Origin of the sequence: Streptomyces thermodiastaticus (genome assembly GCF_014656135.1) — a bacterium.
Classification (GTDB): domain Bacteria; phylum Actinomycetota; class Actinomycetes; order Streptomycetales; family Streptomycetaceae; genus Streptomyces; species Streptomyces thermodiastaticus.
The window spans coordinates 74,805-97,713 of sequence record NZ_BNBV01000003.1 but is presented as its reverse complement, the minus strand read 5'-3'; the positions used below and the strand labels follow the sequence as shown (position 1 = coordinate 97,713).

Annotated in this window: 17 protein-coding genes; 5 read left to right on the top strand and 12 right to left on the bottom strand. The window is 74.3% G+C overall.

All coding sequences use genetic code 11. The features are described 5' to 3' along the window. Nucleotides 1-157 precede the first annotated feature (157 nt). The 7 genes from murD to rsmH all read right to left on the bottom strand — a co-directional run bounded on the left by murD (nucleotide 158) and on the right by rsmH (nucleotide 9,366). Nucleotides 158-1,588, bottom strand: a complete 1,431-nt coding sequence (gene murD, locus IE286_RS04030; protein ID WP_189795197.1) for a UDP-N-acetylmuramoyl-L-alanine--D-glutamate ligase — start codon at nucleotides 1,586-1,588, stop codon at nucleotides 158-160. After that, the gene (gene mraY, locus IE286_RS04025) at nucleotides 1,570-2,640 is read right to left on the bottom strand and encodes a phospho-N-acetylmuramoyl-pentapeptide-transferase (RefSeq protein ID WP_189795196.1); all 1,071 of its coding nucleotides are present in this window, start codon (nucleotides 2,638-2,640) and stop codon (nucleotides 1,570-1,572) included. Before mraY ends, murD begins: the two co-directional genes overlap by 19 nt. After that, nucleotides 2,637-4,052, bottom strand: coding sequence for a UDP-N-acetylmuramoyl-tripeptide--D-alanyl-D-alanine ligase (locus IE286_RS04020; RefSeq protein ID WP_189795195.1), 1,416 nt, complete (start codon nucleotides 4,050-4,052; stop codon nucleotides 2,637-2,639). The genes mraY and IE286_RS04020 overlap by 4 nt, the downstream gene beginning before the upstream one ends. A 28-nt stretch (nucleotides 4,053-4,080) precedes the next feature. After that, nucleotides 4,081-5,601, bottom strand: a complete 1,521-nt coding sequence (locus IE286_RS04015) for a UDP-N-acetylmuramoyl-L-alanyl-D-glutamate--2,6-diaminopimelate ligase (protein WP_189795194.1) — start codon at nucleotides 5,599-5,601, stop codon at nucleotides 4,081-4,083. Nucleotides 5,602-5,826: 225 nt separating this feature from the next. Further along, complete coding sequence (locus IE286_RS04010; RefSeq protein WP_308115032.1) at nucleotides 5,827-7,782, bottom strand: peptidoglycan D,D-transpeptidase FtsI family protein; 1,956 nt, start codon at nucleotides 7,780-7,782, stop codon at nucleotides 5,827-5,829. Between the two features lie 5 nt (nucleotides 7,783-7,787). After that, on the bottom strand, nucleotides 7,788-8,396 hold the full coding sequence (ftsL, locus tag IE286_RS04005; RefSeq protein ID WP_189795192.1) for a cell division protein FtsL: 609 nt from the start codon (nucleotides 8,394-8,396) through the stop codon (nucleotides 7,788-7,790). A 13-nt stretch (nucleotides 8,397-8,409) separates the two neighbouring features. Beyond that, the gene (gene rsmH / locus IE286_RS04000; protein WP_189795191.1) at nucleotides 8,410-9,366 is read right to left on the bottom strand and encodes a 16S rRNA (cytosine(1402)-N(4))-methyltransferase RsmH; all 957 of its coding nucleotides are present in this window, start codon (nucleotides 9,364-9,366) and stop codon (nucleotides 8,410-8,412) included. 616 nt (nucleotides 9,367-9,982) lie between these two features. On the opposite strand from rsmH, the gene IE286_RS03995 reads away from it, so the two are divergent. From IE286_RS03995 to IE286_RS03985, 3 genes are all read left to right on the top strand, one after another. Beyond that, on the top strand, nucleotides 9,983-11,017 hold the full coding sequence (locus tag IE286_RS03995; protein WP_189795190.1) for an AAA family ATPase: 1,035 nt from the start codon (nucleotides 9,983-9,985) through the stop codon (nucleotides 11,015-11,017). Beyond that, nucleotides 11,017-12,453, top strand: a complete 1,437-nt coding sequence (locus IE286_RS03990; RefSeq protein ID WP_189795189.1) for a DUF58 domain-containing protein — start codon at nucleotides 11,017-11,019, stop codon at nucleotides 12,451-12,453. The genes IE286_RS03995 and IE286_RS03990 overlap by 1 nt, the downstream gene beginning before the upstream one ends. 79 nt (nucleotides 12,454-12,532) lie before the next feature. Beyond that, nucleotides 12,533-14,926 (top strand): transglutaminase TgpA family protein, encoded by a 2,394-nt coding sequence (locus IE286_RS03985; protein WP_189795188.1) that lies wholly within the window; start codon nucleotides 12,533-12,535, stop codon nucleotides 14,924-14,926. A 254-nt stretch (nucleotides 14,927-15,180) separates the two neighbouring features. On the opposite strand, the gene IE286_RS03980 is transcribed toward IE286_RS03985, so the two are convergent. Beyond that, nucleotides 15,181-15,570: an SCO2097 family morphological protein gene (locus IE286_RS03980; protein ID WP_189795187.1), complete on the bottom strand. Its 390-nt coding sequence runs from the start codon at nucleotides 15,568-15,570 to the stop codon at nucleotides 15,181-15,183. Between the two features lie 269 nt (nucleotides 15,571-15,839). After that, nucleotides 15,840-16,667, bottom strand: a complete 828-nt coding sequence (locus tag IE286_RS03975) for a methyltransferase (RefSeq protein ID WP_189795186.1) — start codon at nucleotides 16,665-16,667, stop codon at nucleotides 15,840-15,842. Between the two features lie 600 nt (nucleotides 16,668-17,267). Here IE286_RS03975 and IE286_RS03970 point away from each other — a divergent pair. Both IE286_RS03970 and IE286_RS03965 read left to right on the top strand, forming a co-directional pair. Further along, entirely contained in the window at nucleotides 17,268-17,897 is a 630-nt protein-coding gene (locus IE286_RS03970; protein WP_189795185.1) for a TetR/AcrR family transcriptional regulator, read from the top strand. A gap of 585 nt (nucleotides 17,898-18,482) precedes the next feature. Beyond that, a complete protein-coding gene (locus IE286_RS03965; RefSeq protein ID WP_189795184.1) occupies nucleotides 18,483-19,979 on the top strand; it encodes a phytoene desaturase family protein in 1,497 nt (498 codons plus the stop codon). Nucleotides 19,980-20,045: 66 nt separating this feature from the next. Here the strand turns inward: IE286_RS03965 and IE286_RS03960 are convergent, their stop codons facing one another. The 3 genes from IE286_RS03960 to thiE form a co-directional block, all read right to left on the bottom strand. Further along, on the bottom strand, nucleotides 20,046-21,011 hold the full coding sequence (locus IE286_RS03960) for an SCO2102 family sporulation regulator (RefSeq protein ID WP_189795183.1): 966 nt from the start codon (nucleotides 21,009-21,011) through the stop codon (nucleotides 20,046-20,048). Nucleotides 21,012-21,068: 57 nt separating this feature from the next. Continuing rightward, nucleotides 21,069-21,992: a methylenetetrahydrofolate reductase [NAD(P)H] gene (gene metF, locus IE286_RS03955; protein WP_189795182.1), complete on the bottom strand. Its 924-nt coding sequence runs from the start codon at nucleotides 21,990-21,992 to the stop codon at nucleotides 21,069-21,071. A gap of 112 nt (nucleotides 21,993-22,104) precedes the next feature. After that, nucleotides 22,105-22,764 (bottom strand): thiamine phosphate synthase, encoded by a 660-nt coding sequence (gene thiE / locus IE286_RS03950; protein ID WP_189795181.1) that lies wholly within the window; start codon nucleotides 22,762-22,764, stop codon nucleotides 22,105-22,107. Nucleotides 22,765-22,909: the final 145 nt, after the last annotated feature.

Here is a 22,909-nt window from a genome sequence, read left to right as displayed (position 1 = left end):
GCACGGTCGGACGGCCGGTGCGGCCTGCGGGGCTAGCGGCCACGTGCGCCTCCGCTGTCCGTCGGCCGCACCGGTGACGTGCCCCGGCGGGCAGTGGCTCGGCTGGCGGGTCCCACGCGTCCCTCCCAAGGTCGCCCGGCAGCGGGGGCGGCCGGGGTCAGCGGGCGGCGAGTTCGCGAACGGCCGCCGCGAACGCGTCACCGCGCTGGTTGTAGTTGACGAACATGTCCATGGAGGCGCAGGCCGGGGCGAGGAGCACCGTGTCACCCGCGCGGGCCAGCCGCTTCGCCTCCTGGACGGCCTGGAGCATCGCCCCAGTGTCGGTCCGGTCGAGGTCGACGACGGGTACTTCCGGCGCGTGTCGCGCCAGGGCGTCCCGGATCAGGCCGCGATCGGCGCCGATCAGCACCACGCCGCGCAGCCGCCCGGCCGCGCCGGCGACCAGTTCGTCGAAGGTCGCGCCCTTCGCCAGCCCCCCTGCGATCCATACGATCGACTCATATGACGCCAACGAGGCCTGTGCCGCGTGGGTGTTGGTGGCCTTGGAGTCGTCGACGTAGGCGACGCCGTCGAGGTCGGCGACGTGCGCGATGCGGTGCGCGTCGGGCGTGAAGGCCCGCAGCCCCTCCCGCACGGCCGCGGCGGGCACCCCGTAGGCGCGGGCGAGGGCCGCCGCGGCAAGGGCGTTGGCGATGTTGTGCGGGGCCGGCGGCCGGATGTCCGCCACCTCGGCCAGCTCCTGGGCGTTCTTCTGCCGGTTCGGCACGAAGGCGCGGTCGACCAGGATGCCGTCCACGACGCCGAGTTGGGAGGGCGCCGGGGTGCCCGGCGTGAAGCCGATCGCCCGGCAGCCCTCCTCCACGTCGGCCTCGCGCACCAGGTCCTCGGTGGCCTTGTCCGCCGCGTTGTAGACGCAGGCGATCCGGTTGCCCTCGTAGATGCGGCCCTTGTCGGCCGCGTAGGCCTCCATGGAGCCGTGCCAGTCCAGGTGGTCCGGCGCGAGGTTGAGGACCGCGGCGGAGTGCGCCCGCAGCGACGGCGCCCAGTGCAGTTGGTAGCTGGACAGTTCGACGGCGAGGACGTCGTAGGTCTCCTCGCCGAGGACCGCGTCCAGCAGCGAGACGCCGATGTTGCCGACGGCGGCCGTGCGCAGGCCCGCCGCCCTCAGGATGGAGGCGAGCATCTGCACCGTGGTGGTCTTGCCGTTGGTGCCGGTGACCGCCAGCCACGGTGCGGGCGTGCGGCCGCCGTGACCGCGCAGCCGCCAGGCGAGTTCCACGTCGCCCCAGACGGGGACGTCCGCCTTCTCGGCGGCGCGGAACAGCGCCTTGTCCGGCTTCCAGCCGGGGGCGGTGACGATCAGCTCGGTGCCGTCGGGCAGGGAGTCCCCGTCGCCGAGGCGGACGGTGATCCCCAGGGCCTGAAGCTCCGCGGCCTGCGCCCGGGCGCGCTCGTCGTCGCCGTCGTTGACGACGGTGACCCGCGCGCCCAGGCCGTGCAGGACCTTGGCCGCCGGGACCCCGGAGACGCCGAGCCCGGCGACGGTGACGTTCTTTCCCTGCCAGTCGGTCACTTGTCCGCTGCCCATCCCGCGTAGAAGAGGCCGAGTCCGACGATGACACAGATGCCCTGGATGATCCAGAAACGGACCACCACGAGCACTTCGGACCAGCCCTTGAGTTCGAAGTGGTGCTGCAGGGGCGCCATCCGGAAGACGCGCTTGCCGGTCAGGCGGAAGGAGCCGACCTGGATGATCACCGACATGGTGATGAGGACGAACAGGCCGCCCAGCAGCGCGAGCAGCAGCTCGGTGCGGGAGCAGATGGCCAGGCCCGCCAGCACACCGCCGAGCGCGAGCGAACCGGTGTCACCCATGAAGATCTTCGCCGGCGAGGTGTTCCACCACAGGAAGCCGAGGCAGGCACCCATGAGCGCGGAGGACACGATCGCGAGGTCGAGCGGGTCGCGCACCTCGTAGCAGGCGCCCGGGTTGGTCAGCGTCATGGCGTTGGCGCAGGACTCCTGGTACTGCCAGACGCCGATGAAGGTGTAGGCGCCGAAGACCAGGACTGAGGCGCCGGTGGCCAGGCCGTCCAGACCGTCGGTGAGGTTCACGCCGTTCGACATGGCCAGGATCATGAACAGCGCCCAGACCACGAACAGCACCGGGCCGATCGACCACCCGAAGTCGGTGATGAACGACAGCTTGGTGGAGGCGGGCGTGTTGCCCCGGTTGTCGGCGAACTGCAGCGACAGCACCGCGAAGGCGATGCCGACGATCAGCTGGCCGGCCATCTTCGCCTTGGCCCGCAGACCCAGCGAACGACGCTTGACGATCTTGATGTAGTCGTCGAGGAAGCCGACCATGCCCATGCCGACCATGAGGCCGAGCACCAGCAGACCCGAGAAGCGCGGGGGCTGCCCGGTGATCACCTTGGCCAGGAAGTAGGCGGCGACCGTGGCCAGGATGAAGGCGATGCCGCCCATGGTCGGCGTACCGCGCTTGCTGGCGTGCTCGCGCGGTCCGTCGTCACGGATGTACTGGCCGTAGCCCTTGCGGGCCAGGAGTTTGATCAGCAAGGGGGTGCCGATCAGGGTCAGAAAGAGCCCGATGACGCCCGCGAAGAGAATCTGGTTCATCGGGCGGCGACCTCACCCTCGGTCCCGGCCTGCAGCAGCGCCTCGGCGACGCTTTCCAGACCGACCGCACGGGACGCCTTCACGAGCACCACGTCCCCCGGGCGCAACTCGCTGCGCAACAGGTCGACCGCCGCCTGTGCGTCGGACACGTGCACCGACTCCTCACCCCACGAACCCTCGTTGTATGCGCCCAGTTGCAGCCAGGACGCTTCCCTGCCCCCGACCGCGACGAGCTTGCTGACGTTGAGCCGGACGGCCAGCCGTCCGACCGCGTCGTGCTCGGCGAGCGCCTCGTCCCCCAGCTCGGCCATCGGACCGAGCACCGCCCACGTCCGCCGTCCGCGGCCCATGGCCACCAGCGCGCGCAGCGCGGCCCGCATGGACTCGGGGTTGGCGTTGTAGGCGTCGTTGACGATGGTCACGCCGTCCGGGCGCTCGACGACCTCCATGCGCCACCGGGAGAGGGACTCCGCCTCGGAGAGCGCGGTGGCGATCTCTTCCGCGGACATGCCCAGCTCATGGGCGACGGCGGCCGCGGCGAGCGCGTTCGACACGTGGTGCTCACCGTACAGGCGCATGGTCACATCGGATGCACCGGAGGGTGTGTGAAGCCGGAAAACGGGCTGCCCGCTGTCCGTGAGTCTCACGTTCTCGGCGCGAACGTCCGCTTCGCCGGACTCTCCGAAAAGGAGCACCTTCGCCTTCGTACGGGAGGCCATGGCCTTCACCAGCGGATCGTCGGCGTTGAGCACCGCGACGCCGCCGTCCTCGGCGGCGGGCAGGCTCTCCACCAGCTCGCCCTTGGCCCGGGCGATCTGCTCACGGCCGCCGAACTCGCCGACGTGGGCGCTGCCCACGTTGAGCACCACGCCGATGCGCGGCGGGGTCAGCCCGGTGAGGTAGCGGATGTGGCCGAGGCCGCGGGCGCCCATCTCCAGCACGAGGAACCGGGTCTCCTCGGTGGCGCTCAGGGCGGTCAGCGGCAGCCCGATCTCGTTGTTGAGGGAGCCGGGCGTGAACACGGTCGGTGCCGTGCGCCGCAGCACCTGGGCGATGAGGTCCTTGGTGCTGGTCTTGCCGGCGGAACCGGTCAGTCCCACCAGGGTCGCGCCGAGCCGGGCGACGACATGGCGGGCGAGGGCGCCGAGGGCGGCCTGGACGTCGTCGACGACGATCGCGGGCACACCGACGGGACGGGACGCCAGTACGGCGACGGCGCCCGCCTCGATCACGGCGGCGGCGAAGTCGTGGCCGTCGACGCGTTCGCCGGTGAAGGCGACGAACAGACTGCCGGGCACCGCCTCGCGGGAGTCCCGGACGACGGGTCCGGTGACCTCGACGGACGGATCCGGTATGTCGTGCGTCTGCCCGCCGACGACATCTGCGATCTCGGCGAGGGAGAGGGCGATCACAAGTTCTTCCCCTGGGTCTTCCGGATTTTCATCCCTGGGTGTTCTTAATTGCTTCGCGAAGCACCTGGCGGTCGTCGAAGGGACGGACCACGCCGGCGATGTCCTGGCCCTGTTCGTGGCCCTTGCCCGCGACCAGCACGGTGTCGCCGGGGTGCGCACGGCCCACGGCGGCGGCGATCGCGGCGGCACGGTCCTCGAACAGGAGCACCTCCCCGCGCTCGTGCGCGGGCACCGTGGCGGCGCCCTGGAGCATGGCCGCGAGGATCGCGAGCGGGTCCTCGGAGCGGGGGTTGTCGGAGGTCAGTACGGCGGTGTCGGCGAGGCGGGCCGCGGCGGCGCCCATGGGGCCGCGCTTGGTCCGGTCGCGGTCGCCGCCGCAGCCGAGCACCACGTGCAGCCGGCCCTTGGTGACCTTGCGCAGGGCCTTGAGCACCGACTCCACGGCGTCGGTCTTGTGCGCGTAGTCCACGACGGCGAGGTAGGGCTGTCCGGCGTCGACCCGCTCCAGCCGGCCGGGGACGCCGGGCACGGCCGCGACACCGTCGGCGGCCGTCTGCGGATCCAGGCCCGCGGCGGCCAGGGCCACGACGGCGGCGAGGGTGTTGGCCACGTTGAACGGGCCCGGCAGCGGCGATCGCGCCGCGATCCGCTGCCCCTCGGGGCCGAGCACGGTGAACGTGGACTCGAGCGGGCCGACCTCCACGTCCTGGGCGCGCCAGTCGGCGTCCGGGTGACCCTCGGCCGAGTAGGTGACGACGGGGACCGTGGCCTGCCGGGCGAGCCGCCGGCCGTACTCGTCGTCGAAGTTGATCACGCCCAGGCGGCTGCGCCGCGGCGTGAACAGCTGCGCCTTGGCCTGGAAGTAGTCCTCCATCCCGGAGTGGAACTCCATGTGCTCCGGGCTGAGGTTGGTGAAGACGGCGACGTCGAAGACGCAGCCGTCGACCCGGCCGAGCACCAGGGCGTGGCTGGAGACCTCCATGGCGACCGCCTCGACCCCGCGCTCGCGCATCACGGCGAACAGGGCCTGCAGGTCGGTGGCCTCGGGGGTGGTGCGCTCGGACTTGATGCGCTCGTCGCCGACGCGCATCTCCACGGTGCCGATCAGACCGGTGCTCCGGACCGTCCTCAGGCCGCCCTCGACGAGGTAGGCGGTGGTGGTCTTGCCGGAGGTGCCGGTGATGCCGATCTGCAGCAGATCGCGGCCGGGCCGGCCGTAGACGGTGGCGGCCAGCTCGCCCATCCGGGCGCGCGGGTCGTCCACCACCAGCACGGGCAGGCCGGTGGCGGCGGCGCGCTCGGCGCCGGCCGGGTCGGTGAGCACGGCGGCCGCGCCGAGGCCCGCCGCCTGGGTGACGAAGTCGGCGCCGTGCGCGCGCTCTCCGGGCAGGGCGGCGTACAGGTCACCGGGGCGCACGGCGCGCGAGTCGTGGGTGATGCCCGTGACCTCGGCGGCGCCGTCCGGCGGCTCGACACCCAGCTGACCGGCGAGGTCCGCCAGCGAGGTGGCGGTGACCTGAGCCGGCCTGGGCGGTCCCGGGTACGTCACGGAATCGCCCTTCCGGGTGGTTCGGGTCTGATCAGCGTGTGGCACGGCGGTGAGCGTACCGGGCGTGGCGGCCTGCGGGCGAAGCGAGGGCCGGGGCCCGGATTGGTTCCCGGGATCGGGGGTGATCGTGGTCACGGACTCGTTCCTGGTGGTTCTGTGCGGGGGGGTGGGCACCGGGGGACGGTGGGCGGTGCGGGGCGCGGGGCCGCGGCCCGCACCGTGTGCTCATGGCGTGAAGTCGACGGGCAGGTTCGCGGGCCGGGTGCCGGTCGGCGGCACCTGGAGCGTCTTCAGCGCGAACTCCATGACCTTCTTGTAGATCGGTCCGCAGATCTGGCCGCCGAAGTAGCTGCCCTTGGTGGCGTTCTGGATGGCGCAGTAGACGGTGATGCGGGGCTTGTCGGCCGGGGCGAAACCGGCGAAGGACGAGGTGTAGCCGCGGTAGCGGCCGGTGGCCGGATCCACACGGTTGGCCGTGCCGGTCTTGCCCGCGACGCGGTAGCCGGGGATGCGTGCCTTCAGGCCGGTGCCCTGCTCGTCGTCCACGACGGACTCCAGCATCTGGGCCAGCTGGGTGGCGGTCCTCTCGCTCACGACCCGGGTCTTCTCGGGCTTCGGGGCGGGCGTGAAACGGCCGTCGGGGCCCTTGATGCCGCGCACCAGGGTCGGCTGGATCCTCACCCCGCCGTTGGCGATCGTCGAGTAGATGGACGCCGCCTGCAGCGCGTTGATCGAGAAGCCCTGACCGAACGGGATCGTGTACTGCTGCGAGGTGGACCACTTGCCGGGGGGTGCCAGGATGCCCTTGGTCTCGCCGGGGAAGCCGATGCCGGTGTACTCGCCGATCCCGAACTTGCGCAGGTAGGAGTAGAGGACCCGGTTGGCCTCGGCCTGGGTTCTGCCGAGCTGGCCGGTGGCCAGGATCGTGCCGATGTTGCTGGACTTGGCGAGCACCCCGTTGAGGGTGAGGTACCAGGTGTCGTGGTCGACGTCGTCCTGGAAGAGCCGGTCACCGCGGTGCAGCCGGTTGGGCACCACGACGTGGGTGAGCGGGGTGGCCTTGTGCTCCTCCAGCACCGCGGCCATGGACATGACCTTGGCGGTGGAGCCGGGCTCGTAGGCGTCCTGGACGGCGGCGTTGCCGAGGGCGTCCGGGTCGGCGTGGGCGAGGTCGTTGGGGTCGAAGCCCGGGGACTCGGCCATGGCGAGGATCTCGCCGGTGCGCGTGTCCTGGACGATCACATAGCCGCGGTCCGCCTGCGAGGCGCGCACCTGCTCGGTGATGGCGTTCTGCGCGGCCCACTGGATGTCGCGGTCGATGGTCAGCTCGACGTCCGAGCCGGGCACCGCGGGTGTCTCGGCGGAGCCCGCGGTGGGGACCTCGCGGCCGCCGGACTGGGCGTAGCGGACCTTGCCGGGCTTGCCGGCCAGCTCCTCGTTCAGCTGCTGCTCGATGCCGCCGCCGCCCTTGCCGGAGGCGTCGACCCAGCCCAGCACTCCGGCGGCGAGGTCGCCTGCCGGGTAGACACGCTTGCTGCTCGGCTCGGAGAAGACGCCGGCGAGGACGTTGACGGTCGTCCTGTCGGTCTGCGCCTTCTTCGCCAGGGTGGTCTTCAGGTCCTTGATCTGGTTCCACACCTGCGGGGTCTGCCGGGCGGCCAGCAGCACGTACCGGGTGTTCGGGGTGCGCAGCTTGCCGGCGAGCGCCTCCTGGTCCAGACCGAGGATCGGGGCGAGCAGCGCGGCGGCCTGCTCCGGCCCGTCGTCGATCTTCAGCTGCTCGCGCGTGAACATGGTCGGGTCGGCCGTGATGTCCTCGGCGTCGACACTGGCGGCCAGGGTGACGCCGTTGCGGTCGGTGATGGCGCCGCGCTCGGCGGCGATGGCGTGCACCACGTAGCGGTTCTCGTCGGCCTTGGCGGCGTACGCGCTGGCGTCGATGGCCTGCACCTGCAGCAGCCGCACCGCGAAGACGGCCATGACCAGTGTCAGCGCCACGCCGACCATGCGCAGCCGCGGGCGGGGGCTGCCCAGGCGCAGCACCCGCACGGGCGGCGGACGCCAGGTGGAGCTGGGGCGGCGGGCCGGGCGGGAGCCGGTGCGGGGACGCGGGCGGCTCGCCGGCCGGGCGGGCCGGGAGGACCCGGGCACGCGGCGGCGCGGCGGTTGCCTGTCGGTCACGTGGCTCACCTGCCGGGGGTCGTGGTCGGGGCTGGCTGGGGCGGTGCGGACGGGCCGGTGTGCGGCCCGGGGACGTCCGCGGTGTCCGGGCCGGCCGGATCGGCCGGCGACAGGTCCGCCACGTCCTGGAGCTCCGGCTCCGCTCCCGGGTCCGGGGTGCCGGAGGTGCCGGTGTCCGTCCAGGACGGCGGGGCCGTGAGTGCCTCGGGCGGGCGCACCGACAGCGGCACGCCGTCGGCGGAGGACTGCCGGGCGGCGGGCGATGGGACGCCCTTGACGGTGCCGTCGGGGTCGAGGAACGCCGGGTCGCCGCCGGGCACCATGCCCAGTTCGCGGGCGCGGCGCTCCAGGGCGTCGGGGGCGGAGTACGAGTCGATGTCCCGCTGCAGGGCCTGCTCCTCGTCGGTGAGGTTCTTGGTGTCCCGCTCCAGGTCGTCGCGCTGGAACGCACCCGCGCTGAGCGCCGAGTTCAGCACCAGCAGCCCGATCAGGCCACCGCCGAGGAGCAGCACCACGAGGAGGACGAAGGGTGTGCGGGCGGCCTGCCGGCGCCCGGCCGGGAACATCCGTGCCAGCCGGGCGGCCCGGCCGCGCAGTTCGGGTCTTCTGCTCACCACTCCCCCTGTCTCACTCGACGTCCTCCCTGATGCGCTCGGCCCCGCGCAGGCGTGCCGGTGCGGCGCGCCGGTTCTCGGCGATCTCCTCCTCGGTGGGAAGTTCGGCACCGCGGGTGAGCAGCTTGAGCCGGGGCTGATAGCGCTCGGGGACGACGGGCAGCCCGGGCGGCGCGGTGGAGGCGGCGCCGGCCGCGAACACCTGCTTGATCAGGCGGTCTTCGAGCGAGTGGTACGACAGAACGGCGATCCGTCCGCCGACGTCGAGCGCCTTCACCGCGGCCGGGATCGCCCGCTCCAGCACGGCGAGTTCGCCGTTGACCTCGATGCGCAGGGCCTGGAAGGTGCGCTTGGCCGGGTTGCCTCCGGTGCGCTTGGCGGCCTGGGGCAGCGCGTCGCGGATCAGCTGCACCAGGCGGGTACTGGTGGTGAACGGCTCCTTCTCGCGCTCGCGCACGATCGCGGCGACGATCCGCTTGGCCTGCTTCTCCTCGCCGTAGGCCCGCAGGATGCGCACCAGTTCGCCGGGCGGGTAGGTGTTGAGGACCTCGGCGGCGCTGATGCCGGTGGACTGGTCCATGCGCATGTCCAGGGGGGCGTCCTGGGCGTAGGCGAAGCCGCGGCCGGCCTCGTCGAGCTGCATGGAGGACACGCCGAGATCGAACAGGACGCCCTGGACGCGCGGGACGCCGAGGCGCCGCAGCACCTCGGGCAGCTCGTCGTAGACGGCGTGCACCAGCGTCGCCCGCTCGCCGAAGGGGGCCAGCCGCTCACCGGCCAGGCGCAGCGCCTCCTTGTCGCGGTCGAGACCGATCAGGCGGGCCTCGGGGAAGCGGGTGAGCAGTCCCTCGCTGTGGCCGCCGAGGCCCAGGGTGCAGTCGACGACCACCGCTCCGGGCCGCTGCAGGGCGGGCGCCAGCAGGTCCAGGCACCGCTGGAGCATCACGGGGACGTGTCGGCTGTTGCTCAAGAGGCCCTCTCAGGTCCGGCGTCCCGCACGCACCGCCCGGTCCCCGGGCCGCTCACGGACGTCGAGGACCTGCCGGCGCCCCGAAGCGTCAGCCGGCCGGAGCGGGTGGAGGCCGAGCCGTACGTACGCGCCGCGCACGTGGGGAGACTCCTGCCGCGTGCGCGGGGTCTCCGGGTCAAGCGATCAGCAGGGAGGGCCACGCCTCCCGCTTCGCGTCACTTTAGTCCACCGTGTCGCCCGGTCAATCAACCGGCCTGCGCGTCGTCCGGGCGGGTGTCCCGTGACCCGGCCGACGGAACGCATTCACCCGGACGGGCGGGTCCGCGCCGGGCGGGATGCCGGTGAGCCGGGCGGGATCCCGGTGAGGGCGGCGGCGCGGTGGCCCGCCGATGCCATCAGCAGACCGTCATAAGACCCGACGGACGACGGCCAGTTGTCCACAGGCGAGTGACACGCGTCCGCGGCGGCGGCAAGAATGCGGGATGTGACGTCGCGCGGAACTTTTCCGAGGCGGCGTCCGTGTTCGAGGTGGGCCGGCGACGCAGCGGGACCGGCCCGGGAGACTGGGGAGACCCCTGCTCGCCTGCGGGCGTGGGGACGGGCCGAGGAGGGCCGGGTGACGACCTATGACGACGGAGCCGATCTCACCGATCTGACCGCCACCGTGGAACGGGTGCGCGCTTCGGTGGAGAAGGTGATCGAGGGCAAGCCCGAGGCCGTGCGGCTGGCGCTGACCGTGCTGCTCGCCGAGGGCCACCTGCTGATCGAGGACGTCCCCGGAGTGGGCAAGACGATGCTCGCCAAGGCGCTGGCACGGTCCGTCGACTGCTCGGTGCGGCGCATCCAGTTCACTCCCGACCTGCTGCCCTCGGACATCACCGGGGTGTCCGTCTGGGACCAGCAGCGCCGGGACTTCGAGTTCAAGCCCGGCGCCGTCTTCGCACAGATCGTGATCGGCGACGAGATCAACCGCGCCTCTCCGAAGACCCAGTCCGCGCTGCTGGAGTCGATGGAGGAGCGGCAGGTCACCATCGACGGCCAGACCTACGAACTGCCCAGCCCCTTCATGGTGGTGGCCACGCAGAACCCGGTGGAGATGGAGGGCACCTATCCGCTGCCCGAGGCCCAGCGGGACCGGTTCATGGCCCGGGTGTCCATCGGCTACCCGCATCCGGAGGCCGAGCTGCGCATGCTGGACGTGCACGGCGGGGTCAGCCCACTGGACGGCCTGCGGCCCGTCGCGCACGCGCACGAGGTGGTCAAGCTGATCGAGGCGGTGCGCGGCGTGCACGTCGCCGAACCGGTGCGCAGATACGCGGTGGACCTGGTCGGCGCCACCCGCAGCCACCCGGACCTCAGACTCGGCGCCTCGCCGCGCGCGACGCTGCATCTGCTGCGCGCGGCGAAGGCGGCCGCGGCCCTCGGCGGCCGGGACTACGCCCTGCCGGACGACGTGCAGGCCCTGGCCGTCCCGGTCCTGGCCCACCGGCTGCTGCCCACCGCGCAGGCCCAGCTGAACCGGCGCACCGCGGAGCAGGTCGTGCAGGAGATCGTCCAGCAGACCCCGGTGCCCGCGGCGCCGCAGCAGGCCGGCGGGCTCGGCCTCGGCGGCCGGATGGCGCAGTCCGGCCGGCGGTCGCGGGGTCTGTGATGAGCGACGCGGGGGCCGCACGCACGGGCGGGGACGACCAGGGCGGCGTCCGCGTCGCGCTGGCCGGTCTGACCACCCGTGGCCGCTCGTTCCTGGCCGCGGGCGTCGCGGCCGCCGTGTGCGCCTACGTCCTCGGCCAGCCCGATCTGCTGCGGGTCGGGCTGCTGCTGGCGGTGCTGCCGCTGCTGTGCGCCGCGGTGCTGTACCGCACCCGCTACCGGGTCTCCGGCAGCCGCCGGCTCACCCCGGCCCGGGTGCCGGCCGGCGCCGAGGCCCGGGTGCGTCTGCGGATGGACAACGTCTCCCGGCTGCCCACCGGCCTGCTGCTGCTCCAGGACCGGGTGCCGTACGTGCTCGGGCCCCGGCCGCGGTTCGTGCTGGACCGGATCGAGCCGGGCGGCCGCCGCGAGGTGTCCTACCGGGTCTGCTCGGATCTGCGCGGCCGCTATCCGCTGGGCCCGCTGCAGCTGCGCCTGTCCGACCCGTTCGGCATGTGCGAGCTGACCCGCTCGTTCTCGGCGTCCGACACGCTGACCGTGACCCCGCGGGTGGAGCCGCTGCCGCCGGTGCGGCTGTCCGGCGAGGCCACCGGGTACGGCGACGGCCGGCAGCGCGCCCTGGCACTGGCAGGCGAGGACGACGTGATCCCGCGCGGCTACCGCTACGGCGACGACCTGCGCCGGGTGCACTGGCGCTCCACCGCCCGCCACGGCGAGCTGATGGTGCGCCGCGAGGAGCAGCCGCACCGGGCCCGCTGCACGGTGCTGCTGGACACCCGGGCCCGCGCCTTTTCCGGAGCCGGCCCGGACTCGGCCTTCGAGTGGGCCGTCTCGGGTGCGGCCTCCGTCATGACGCACATGCTGCAGCGGGGCTATTCGGTGCGGCTGCTGACCGACACCGGCAGCACGGTGCCGGGCGAGGGCGGCGACGGGTTCACGGCGACCGGGACGAGCCAGGAGCCGGCGGACGCGGCCGGGCTGATGATGGACACCCTCGCCGTGATCGGCCACTCCGACGGTGCGGGCCTGTCGCGCGCCTACGACGTGCTGCGCGGGGGCGACGACGGGCTGCTCGTGGCGTTCCTCGGCGATCTGGACGAGGCGCAGGCCGCGGTGGCCGCCCGGATGCGCCGGCGCAGCGGCGGCGCGGTCGCGTTCGTCCTGGACAGCGGGGTCTGGCTGCCCCGGGCCGGTGCGCCGGCGCCGGCGGACCGGCTTCAGGAGCGGCTGCGGATGCTGCGGGACGCGGGCTGGACGGCGGTGATGGTGCCGCGCGGAGCCGCGCTGTCCGAGGTGTGGCGGCAGGCGGACCGGGAGCGGACCGGCACCGGGGCCGGGGGAGGTCACGGCACGCCGGGCGCCGGCGCGGACGACGGCACGGTGAGCGGCACGCGCCCGGTGGCCGGCGCGGCGGGACCGGAGAGGAAGCAGCCATGAGCCGGGCGGTGGACGCACCGGCCTTCCGCGCCGGCCCGGCGGGCCGGACGAGCGGTGCGGATGTGCGCAAGGGGCGGTCATGAGCGGACGGACACGTCTGGCGCTGTGCGCGTGGGCGGCCACGCTGATGACGGCGTGCGCACTGCTGCCGCTGGTGTCCCCGGCGACATGGATCGTGCAGGTCGCTCTGCTGCTGGCGGTGCAGTCGGCGGTGGGCGCGGCGGCCCGGCGGGTGCCGCTGGCCCGGCCGCTGACCGTCGCGGCCCAGGTGCTGGTCACCCTGGTGCTGCTGACCCTGGTGTTCGCCCGGCAGCAGGCGCCGGCCGGGCTGGTGCCCGGCCCGGAGGCCTTCCGGCACCTGGCCGGCCTGGTGCGCCAGGGCGCGGAGGACGTCGGCCGCTACACCACCCCGGCGCCGCTGACGGACGGCATCCGGCTGCTGCTGGTCGCCGGGGTGCTGCTGATCGGGCTGATCGTGGACGCCCTCGCGGTGACCCTGCGCAGCGCGGCCACCGCGGGGCTGCCGCTGCTGGCCCTGTACTCGGTGGCGGCGGGGCTGGCCGACGGGGGCGCCGGCTGGCTGTGGTTCCTGCTCGCGGCGGCCGGGTATCTGATGCTGCTCCTGGCCGAGGGCCGCGACCGGCTGTCGCAGTGGGGCCGGGTGTTCACCGGGGCGGTCAGGTCGCCGCGCGGCGAGCGCGGCTCCGCGGTGGCGCCGGTGCGCACCGGGCGCCGGATCGGCGTGGTCGCGCTGGGCGTGGCCCTGGTGGTGCCGCTGGCCCTGCCGGGGATGCGGCACGGCCTGCTGGACCCTTCCCGCACCGGCGCCGGCCACGGGGACGGCGGCACGATCTCCGCGGTCAATCCGCTGGTCTCGCTGCGCGACAGCCTGAACGTCGACGAGGACCGCACGGTGCTCACCCTGCGCACCGACACCCGGGACACCTCGGACCTGTATGTGCGGATCGTGTCGCTGGACGACTTCGACGGCACCACCTGGAAGCCGTCCCAGCGGCACATCGTCGCCGTGCCCGACACGCTGCCCGCGCCGGCCGGCCTGTCCGCCGACGTCCCGCGGACGGAGATCACCACGACGATCTCGGCGGCGGACTGGTACGCGCAGGACTGGCTGCCGATGCCCTACCCGCCGAGCGGTGTGCGGATCCGCGGCAGCTGGCGCTACGAACCGGTCGGCATGACGCTGGTCGGCGACCACGGCCAGACCACACGCGGGCTGACGTACCAGGTCAGGAGCCTGCAGGTGCTGCCGACGACCGAGCAGCTGGCCACCGCCCCCGACCCGGCACCGGCGCTGGTGCGCGAGTACACCAAGGTGCCCAGGACGCTGCCGGCCGATGTCGCGGCCACGGCGCGCCGGGTCACCGAGGGCGCCGGGAACCATTACGAGCAGGCGGTGAAGCTGCAGAACTGGTTCGCCTTCGACGGCGGCTTCCAGTACGACACCCAGGTCGAGGTGGGCACCGGCCCGCAGGCGATCTCCCGGTTCCTGCGGGACAAGCGGGGCTTCTGCGTCCACTTCTCCTTCGCGATGGCCGCGATGGCCCGCACCCTGGGCATCCCCGCCCGGGTGGCGGTGGGTTTCGCCCCGGGCACGGTGCAGGGCGACGGCACGATCGCGGTGGGGCTGAAGGACGCGCACGCCTGGCCCGAGCTGTATTTCGAGGGCGTGGGCTGGACCCGTTTCGAGCCGACGCCGACCCGCGGCACCACCCCGTCGTACACCCGGTCGGAGGAGCCCGGCGCTCCGCTGCCGGATCCGGCGGTGCCCTCCGCGCAGGCGAGCACCGCGCCGAGCGCGGCGCCCTCGGCGACCGCCGGCTGCCCGCCGGAGCTGCGGCGGCTGCAGGAGTGCCCGACGCCGTCCGCGCAGCCCGTGGCGGGTCCCTCCGACGACGGCCCGCGGCCGTTCACGATCGCCGCGGCTGCGCTGGCGGCGCTGGTCGTCCTGCTGCTGCCGCTGTCACCGCTGCTGTGGCGCAGGCGTGTGCGGTCCGTCCGGCTCGGCGCGCACGGACGCGGCGAGCGGGACGCGGTGCCGCACACCCTGGCCGTGTGGCAGGAACTCACCAACACGGCCTGGGACTTCGGGATCCGGCCGGAGGAATCGCAGACGCCGCGGCAGGCGGCGGCGCGGCTGGTGCGCCTGGGCCGTCTGGATCCGGTGGCCGCCGCATCGGTGCACCGGGTCGCCGGCGCCGTGGAGCAGGCGCTGTACGCGCCGCGGCCTCGCCCGGTGGCCGGGCTCGCCGCGGACGTCCGCCGGGTCACCGAGGGCCTGCGCTCCACCGCCTCCCGCGGCACCCGGCTGCGGGCCCTGCTGGCACCCCGGTCGGCCACCCGGCTGACCTGGGCGTTCGCCGCCCGGTGGGCAGCGGTGAGGTCCCGCGTGGCAGCGCTCCGCCCGGTGCTGCGCAAGCCGTCCGCGCACGGACCGTCACGGCCGGAGGGCTGAGCGTCTCAGCAGGCCGGGGTTGGGAGGGGCCTGCTGCCCGGCCGCGACCACGCGCCCCGAACCGCTCGGCCGGGACCGCCGGAGCATGCCTCTTCGGACACACATCGAGGGGCCGGCCACGCTGATCGCGGTGGCCGGCCCCTCGGTACGTTCCGTGGATGCGGCCCGGTCCAGCGGATCAGGGTCTTTCGTGCGGTGCGCACCGCCCTCACGGTCCCGCACTTCCGCCGAGCCGGACGCGGACCCTCAGCAGCTCAGTGGCCCTGCTCGTCGCGGCGGCGCTGCCAGCGCTCCTCGATGCGGTCCATCATGGAGCGCTTGGGCCGGGCGGGACGGCGGCCGTGCGGGCCGCCGACGGGGTGCTCCCCCGGCTTGGGCGCCTTGCGCCAGCCGGTGACGGCCACCAGCGCACAGGCCAGCATCACCAGGAAGCCCACCACGCTGACCCAGTAGTACGGGACGATCACGCCCGCCATCAGGAGCGCGACGCCGACGAGGAATCCCGCGACGGCCTGGTAGACCCGCCGCCGGGTGTACGTGCGCAGCCCGGCTCCCTCGAGCGCCGACGCGAATTTGGGATCTTCGGCGTACAGCGCTCGCTCCATCTGCTCGAGCATGCGCTGCTCGTGCTCCGAGAGCGGCACGGAGTCCTCCTCATCGTGCAGTCGCCGGGGCGACCCGGGGGTCTTCCAGGATAGGCAGGGATTCGCCCCCGTGAAACCCGCCCCTCTGCGCCAATTGGCCAACCTGATCCACCACGGCGGACCCGGCCCGCTGAGGTGTCCATTCCCCGGCCGCGGACCCGTCATGCCGGACGGTCTCCCTCGATCATACGGTCCGAAAAGCGGCTTCGGAGGGCCTGTGGCGCACTCCATCCCGGGCCGTCGGGCCCGCCGCACAGGGCCCACTCAGCTCAGGCGCCGGCGGTGCCGCCCGCCGTCTCTCCGAGCACGTGGATCTGCGTGGCGACGGAGTGGAACGCGGGCAGCTCGGCCGCGGCCGCCTCCAGCTTCAACAGGGCGTCCAGGGCACCGGGCTCGGTGTCGACGAGCACGCCGGGCACCAGGTCGGCGAAGACCCGTACGCCGTGCACGGCCCGCACGGTCAGCCCGGCGCCCTCGGCGAGCGCGGTGAGCTGCTCGGCGGTGAAGCGGCGCGGCACGGGATCGCCCTCGCCCCAGCGTCCCTCGGGGTCCTGGAGGGCGTGCCGGGCCTCGGTGAAGCGGCCGGCCAGGGCCCGGGCGAGCACCGCGCCGCCCAGACCGGCGGCGAGCAGGCTGAGCACGCCCTCGGGACGCAGGGCCGCGACGGCGTTGCGCAGGCCCTCGGCGGGGTCGTCGACGTACTCCAGGACCCCGTGGCAGAGCACCGCGTCGAAGCCGCCGCGCTCGATCACGTCGAACAGCCCGTGGGCGTCGCCCTGCACCCCGTGCACGCGGTCGGCCACACCGGCCTCGGCGGCACGGCGCTCCAGGGCGAACAGGGCGTTGGGGCTGGGGTCGACGACGGTGACCCGGTGGCCGAGGCGGGCGACGGGCACGGCGAACTTGCCGCTGCCGCCGCCGGTGTCCAGGACGTCCAGCGACTCCCGGCCCGTGGCCTCGGCCTTGCGGTCCAGGGCGTCCTGCAGGACCTCCCAGACCACGGCGGTCCGGAGCGAGGCGTGCGACCGGGAGCCGGAGCGCGGCGACGCCGTTCCGGGGTGCGGGCGGGAGACGGGTGGGCGCATCGGGTCGGACACGGCTGTTGACTCCTCGAGGCGGCGCCGCCTCTGGCACGGCGGGGCGTTCGGTCTGTCCTCCGCCGGCCGCGAGTGGGCAGGCGGGAGGCTGTCAGGCGCCCTCCACCCTATTGCCTTCGCCGCCCGCACCGCCCGCCGCCGGTCCGCGGCCACGGCCCGCGTCCGGCGTGCCGCCCGTGCGTGCCGGGGCCCGGCCCGTCACCGCGCGGCCCCGCGCTCTGTGGGCCGCGGCGCGGCACGCCCCGCACCGGCCGCTCCGCAGGCCTTTGCCCGACGATGCGCGGGAACGCCGTGACCTCCCGCACCGGGTCGTATCGGTCCGTGTCGGGCATTACCGGGCCGTACCGGGCCGTCGGCGTCGCGTCGGCCGACCGCACCCGGTGCGCCGGCCTCGGCGAGGGCGCACCGGCGGGGCGCCGCGCTCGACGTCCCGTGGCGCCGCGCTCGACGTCCCGTGACGGCATGCGCGTCGTCCGCACCCCTCGTGCGGTATGCCACCGAACCCCTTGCGGCCTGCGTTTTCCGCTCCGTGCGGACGCGGGAGGCCAAGAAGCCGACCGTGGTGCGGGCCGGCCGGCCGCGCCTGTGAGAATCGACGCCATGGACAGCAGCAGCGCCACGCGGGGCAGCCGCGGCCGCCGCGAGGCCACCCGGCAGAAGCTCTTCGACGCGGCCGTCACGCTCATCGCCGAGCAGGGGTACTCCGCCACCACCGTGGACGAGATCGCCGAGCGGGCCGGGGTCGCCAAGGGCACGGTCTACTACAACTTCGCCAGCAAGGCGGTCCTCTTCGAGGAGCTGCTGCGGCACGGCGTGGGCCTGCTGACCGCCTCCCTGCGCGAGGCGGCCGAGTCCGCGGTGCGCGCGGGCGGCCGCCGGGTCGACGCGCTGGACGCGATGATCCGGGCCGGGCTGGAGTACATCGACCGCTATCCGGCCTTCACACAGCTGTACGTGGCGGAGCTGTGGCGCACCAACCGTGCCTGGCAGTCCACGCTCCTGGTGGTCCGGCGGGAGGCGGTCGCGGTCGTCGAGGGGGTGCTGCGCGACGGCGTGGCGCGGGGCGAGTTCAGCGCGGAGATCGACGTACCGCTGACCGCCGCCGCTCTGGTCGGCATGGTGCTGGTGGCCGCCCTGGACTGGAAGTCCTTCCAGCCCGAGCGGTCCCTGGGCGAGGTCCATGCGGCGCTGTCCCGGCTGCTGCGGGGCCGGGTGAGCGGCATCTCCTGAGCGCGCCGCCGGGCGACCGCCCGGCCGCGGGGTCAGGCCCGGCGGACCCGGCAGGCTTCCGTCGGCCCCGGCAGGCCCGGCCCTGCGGGTCGTGCAGCAGTGCCGCCGTGGGGACGCCGTGCGTCTCCGGTGGAGCGCGAAGGGCCGGTGCGCCGCGGCGTCTCCCCCTCCGCCGCCGCGCACCGGCCGCTTCGCGCTCCCCGTGTTCCCGTGGTGCTCCCCCGTGTCACCCGTGTGCCCCGTGGGGCTCGCCCGCCGGGCGGGTCCTGCCTCCCCCGCCGGGTCCCGCCCGGTCGCTCCCCCGGTGCTCCGTCGTGGCTCCCCCCGCCGGGGTCCGGCGAAAGGAGCGGTCCGGGGCCGCGCCGTTCCGCCGCCCCGTGTCGGCGGTGCCGGCGCCCTGCCCCTTTCCGTGCCTCCACTGTCCCTGTCGCGCAGGCCCGCGCCCATCCGCGCGGGTACTCATCTGTGCGGCTAGGTACACCTACTCAGCCGTGCGCACCCGCACCCGGGTACCACGGCCCACGGGCCCGGCCGGACCGCGCCCCGGAGCGGGCGTCGCCGGTGATGGTCGTTAAAGTCGCGGACATGGCACGGACTGCGGTGATCGGCGCCGGAATGGGCGCGATGGCGGCCGCTGCCCGGCTGGCCGTCGCGGGCCACCGGGTGACGGTGTACGAACGCACGGAGACGTACGGCGGTGCGCTGCGCAGCGTCGAGCGGGACGGCTTCCGCTTCGACACCGGTCCCGCCGTGCTGCCGCTGCCCGCGGTCTACCGCGACCTGTTCGTCAAGACCGGCAAGCGGCAGCTGGAGGACTGCGTCGACCTGGTCCAGGTGGACCCCGCGGACCGGCACGTCTTCGCGGACGGCACCGGGGTGACGCTGCCCAACGCCTCCCGCGCGGGGGTCGTCACCGCCCTGGACGAGGCGCTGGGCGCGGGGGCCGGGCAGCGCTGGGGCGACTTCCTGGTCCGGGCCCGCGAGACCTGGGACCGCTGCCGCCGGCCGCTGCTGGAGGAGCCGCTGTGGCCCAACTGGCAGGTGCTGGCCGAGCGCGAGCCGTATCCGGCGGTGCCGCGCAAGCGTCTGCTGCGCACCCGGCGGGCCGGCACCCTGGCCGGGATCGGGGCCCTGGAGCTGCGGGATCCACGGCTGGCCGCGCTGCTGGACAGCCATGCGCTCGCCTGCGGCCTCGATCCGCGGACCGCTCCGGCCGGCGCGGCGGTGCTGCCGTACATGGAGCACGCCTTCGGCCTCTGGTACGTCCGCGGCGGGCTGCGGGAGCTCGCGCGGGCGGTGTACGAGCGGTGCCTGGAACGCCGGGTGGAGTTCGTCTTCGGTGCCGAGGTGACACGGATCGCCACCGCGGACCGCAAGGTCACCGGCGTGGAGTTCGCCGACGGCAAGGTAGCCGACGCCGAGTTCGTGGTCGCCGGGGTGCCGCCGCGGACCCTGGACGGGCTGCTGGGCGGCACGCCGGTGCGCGAGGGCGGTGTGCCGCCGCAGCGGGGGCTGCCCAGCCGTCTGACGGTGCTGCTGGCGCTGCGCGGCGGCCGCCCGGAGGGGACCGTCCACCGCACGGTGGTGCATTGCGCGGACCGCGAGGCGGAGCTGGAGGCGCTGTTCGGCCCGGAGCCGCACACGCCCGCGCAGCCGACCGTCACGGTCACCCGGCCCGACGACCCGGCGCTGGTCCCGGACGCGGAGCACGAGGCGGTGACGCTGACCGCCACGGTGCCGGCGGGCACGGCCGGCGGTGACGGTGAGGCGCACGCCGAGCGCATGATCACCGCCGCCGAGCGGGCCGTGCCCCGGCTGCGGGACCGGCTGCTGTGGCACGAGATCCGCACCCCGGCGGACGTCGCCGAGGCCACGGGCGCGCCGGGCGGTGCCGTTCCCGCACCGGCGCTGCCGGCGGCGGACGGGCGGCTGCTGCACCCGGCCAACTCCACTGCCGTGGAAGGGTTGTTCACCGTGGGCGGCTGGTCGCACCCGGGCGGCGGGCTGCCGCACGCCGGGATGTCGGGGGCGCTGGTGGCCGGGCTGATCGTGGAGGGGCCGGAGTTCCGCGGCTCCCAGTGACCCCGGCCGCCGGCGGCCGGGGTCACGCCGCGGGTCCGTGAGCCGGGAAGCGGGCGGCCGTGCGGGTCAGTAGCGGTACTGCTCGTCGTAGCCCGCGCCGTGCTGCGCCTGGCCGCCGTGGGTGCCCGGGTACGGGTACGGCTGCTCCGGCGGGAGCTGGTCGCCGTAGGACTCGTCGGTGCGCTGCTGCGGCACCCACACACCGCCGGCCGGGGTCTCGCCCGCGTAACCGCCGTGGGCGTAGGGGTCCTGGGCGGCGTAGGGCGGCTGCTGCTGGGCGTAGCCGGGGTCGTAGGAGGTGCCGCCGTAGGCGGCGGCACCGGCGTAGGGCTCGGTGTAGCCGGTGTAGTCCTGCGGGCCGGTGGTGCCGTAGCCGTGGGCGGCGCCGTCGTAGCCGGAGTAGTCGTAGCCGTAGGACTGCTCGGTGTGGGCGGTGGTGGCGTACGGGTCCTGGGTCCGGTCCGTCGTGGGGTAACCGGAGTCGTAGACGCCGTAGTTCCCGGTGTCGTCGGGCAGGGGCTGCGGCTGGTAGACCGCGGTGGACTCGGCGGCCGTCTGCCCCGCCGCGCGGTCGACGGGGGTGAAGACGTCGTCGCGGTCGTCGTCCTCGAACCCGTACCCCGGTGCCGGGGCCGGGATCTGGGGCTGCTCCCGGGTGTCGTCGTGGCCGGCGGCGGCGTCGCCGGCGTCGTCGTCCGCGGGCGCGGCGGGCTTAGGGGCGGCGGCCGCGCGCTCGCCGCGGGCCCGGCGGCGCTTGGGCCGTTCACCGCCCGAGCCGGGGTGCCGGACCGCCCAGCCGGCCGTGAAGCCGCGGCGGAAGGACAGCGTGACGTAGGTCTGGCCGACCGCGAAGGCGGCGGCGCCCAGCGCGATCACGATCACCGACGGCAGCAGCACGCCCAGCACCACGCAGAGGAAGCCGCCGAAGGCCAGCAGCCGCCACCGCAGCCGTGCCTTGTACTGCAGCAGCACCTCGCCGAGCAGCCACAGTGCGACGACGCCGAACGCGATGTAGAGGACCGCCCAGCCCATGTACGCCCCTCTCCCCGAGGCCGTGCCGCGGTCCGGCGGGATCCGCGTACGGCCGGCCTAGGCCCGCGGCGGGTGGTGCAGGCCCAGATTCTCGTAGATCTCCAGTGTCGCCGTGGAGTTGTTCAGCGTGATGAAGTGCAGCCCGGGCACATCTTCGGCCAGCAGCCGCGCGCAGAACTCCGTGGCGAAGTCGATGCCCATGGAGCGTACCGCCGCGGGATCGTCCTTCGCAGCGACCATGCGCTCCTTCACAGCCGCCGGAAAGACGGCGTTGGTCAGCTGCGGCACCCGCATCAGCGTCTTCATGCTGGTGATCGGCATGACCTCGGGGATGATCGGGGTGTCGCAGCCGGCCGCCGCAACCCGGTCGCGCAGGCGCAGATAGTCCTCGGGGTCGAAGAACATCTGGGTGATGGCGTAGTCGGCGCCGGCCCGGCATTTGGCGACGAAGTGCCGGATGTCGGTGTCCCAGTCCGTGGAGCGCGGGTGCATCGCGGGGAACGCCGCGACACCGACGCAGAAGTCACCGGAGGTCTTGATGAGTTCGACGAGTTCGGCGGCGTAGGTCAGGCCCTGCGGGTGGGGCACCCACTCGCCCATCGGGTCCCCGGGCGGGTCGCCGCGCAGCGCCAGCATGTTGCGGATCCCGGCGTCGGCGTACTGCCCGATGATGTTGCGCAGGTCGGCCACGGAGTGGTCGACGGCGGTGATGTGGGCGATCGGGGTGAGCGTGGTGTCCGAGGCGATGGCCTCGGTGGCCTTCACCGTGCCGGCGCGGGTGGAGCCGCCCGCGCCGTAGGTCACCGAGACGAAGTCGGGGGCCACGCCCTCGACCCGGCGCAGCGCGTTCCACAGGTTTCTCTCGCCCTTGGGGGTGCGGGGGGCGTAGAACTCGAACGAGTACGTGCGCTTGCCGGTCGCGAGCATGTCGCGCACGGTGGGGGCGTGGTCCGACCTGACGGATGCGGTGCCGAGGGCCATACCCGCAGGTTAGCCAGGCCGCGGCGGTCCCCCAACCGGATGCCGGGCTTTTGCCCGTTTTATCGGTTCTCTGTCCACACAGTGGACAGTGCGGCGTCCGGCGGATCCGTTGTCAGCGCTGCCGCAGCCGCCCGGCGAACGCGGCGGCCGCCGCGCCCGGGTCGTCGGCCTCGGTGAGCGCGCGGACCACGACGACCCGCCGGGCTCCGGCGTCCAGGACCTGGTCCAGGTTGCCCAGGTCGATGCCGCCGATGGCGAACCAGGGGCGGTCGGTGTCCAGGCCGGCGGCGTAGCGCACCAGGTCCAGGCCGGGCGCGGGCCGGCCGGGCTTGGTGGGGGTGGGCCAGCAGGGGCCGGTGCAGAAGTAGTCCACGCCCTCCTGGACGGCGGCCGCGGCGGCCTCCGCCTCGCTGTGGGTGGAGCGGCCGATCAGGATGCTGTCGCCGAGGATCGCGCGGGCCGCGGGCACCGGCAGGTCGCCCTGGCCGAGGTGCAGCACGTCCGGGCGGGCGGCGTGGGCGACGTCGGCGCGGTCGTTGACGGCGAGCAGCTTGCCGTGGCGGGCGCAGGCGTCGGCGAACACCTGGAGGTACTCCAGTTCCTCGGCCGCCTCCATGCCCTTGTCGCGCAGCTGCACGATGTCGACACCGCCGGCCAGGACCGCGTCGAGGAACTCCTCCAGGTCTCCCTGGCGGGTGCGGGCATCCGTGCACAGGTACAGGCGTGCGTCGGCGAGCCGGTCACGGGCGGTGACGTGAGCGGTGTCGGGCATGCGTGGGTCCCCCCGTCGTCGGTGCCACCGGCCGGCACGGACCGGTCGGTGCGGGTGCGTCGGTGGCGTACGGGCGCGGTGCGGGACGCGCGGGGCCGGTGGGCCCGGGCGGTCCCGGCCGCGGGCCGTACGCCGGTCGGTCGCT

Excerpts from the sequence above, each read along its gene's own strand:
- metF (WP_189795182.1), bottom strand. The coding sequence starts at position 21,992 with ATGGCCCTCGGCACCGCATCCGTCAGGTCGGACCACGCCCCCACCGTG.
- IE286_RS03970 (WP_189795185.1), top strand. The coding sequence starts at position 17,268 with ATGGACAGCAGCAGCGCCACGCGGGGCAGCCGCGGCCGCCGCGAGGCC.
- murD (WP_189795197.1), bottom strand. The coding sequence starts at position 1,588 with ATGGGCAGCGGACAAGTGACCGACTGGCAGGGAAAGAACGTCACCGTC.
- IE286_RS03990 (WP_189795189.1), top strand. The coding sequence starts at position 11,017 with ATGAGCGACGCGGGGGCCGCACGCACGGGCGGGGACGACCAGGGCGGC.
- IE286_RS03985 (WP_189795188.1), top strand. The coding sequence starts at position 12,533 with ATGAGCGGACGGACACGTCTGGCGCTGTGCGCGTGGGCGGCCACGCTG.
- thiE (WP_189795181.1), bottom strand. The coding sequence starts at position 22,764 with ATGCCCGACACCGCTCACGTCACCGCCCGTGACCGGCTCGCCGACGCA.
- mraY (WP_189795196.1), bottom strand. The coding sequence starts at position 2,640 with ATGAACCAGATTCTCTTCGCGGGCGTCATCGGGCTCTTTCTGACCCTG.
- IE286_RS03965 (WP_189795184.1), top strand. The coding sequence starts at position 18,483 with ATGGCACGGACTGCGGTGATCGGCGCCGGAATGGGCGCGATGGCGGCC.
- IE286_RS03960 (WP_189795183.1), bottom strand. The coding sequence starts at position 21,011 with ATGGGCTGGGCGGTCCTCTACATCGCGTTCGGCGTCGTCGCACTGTGG.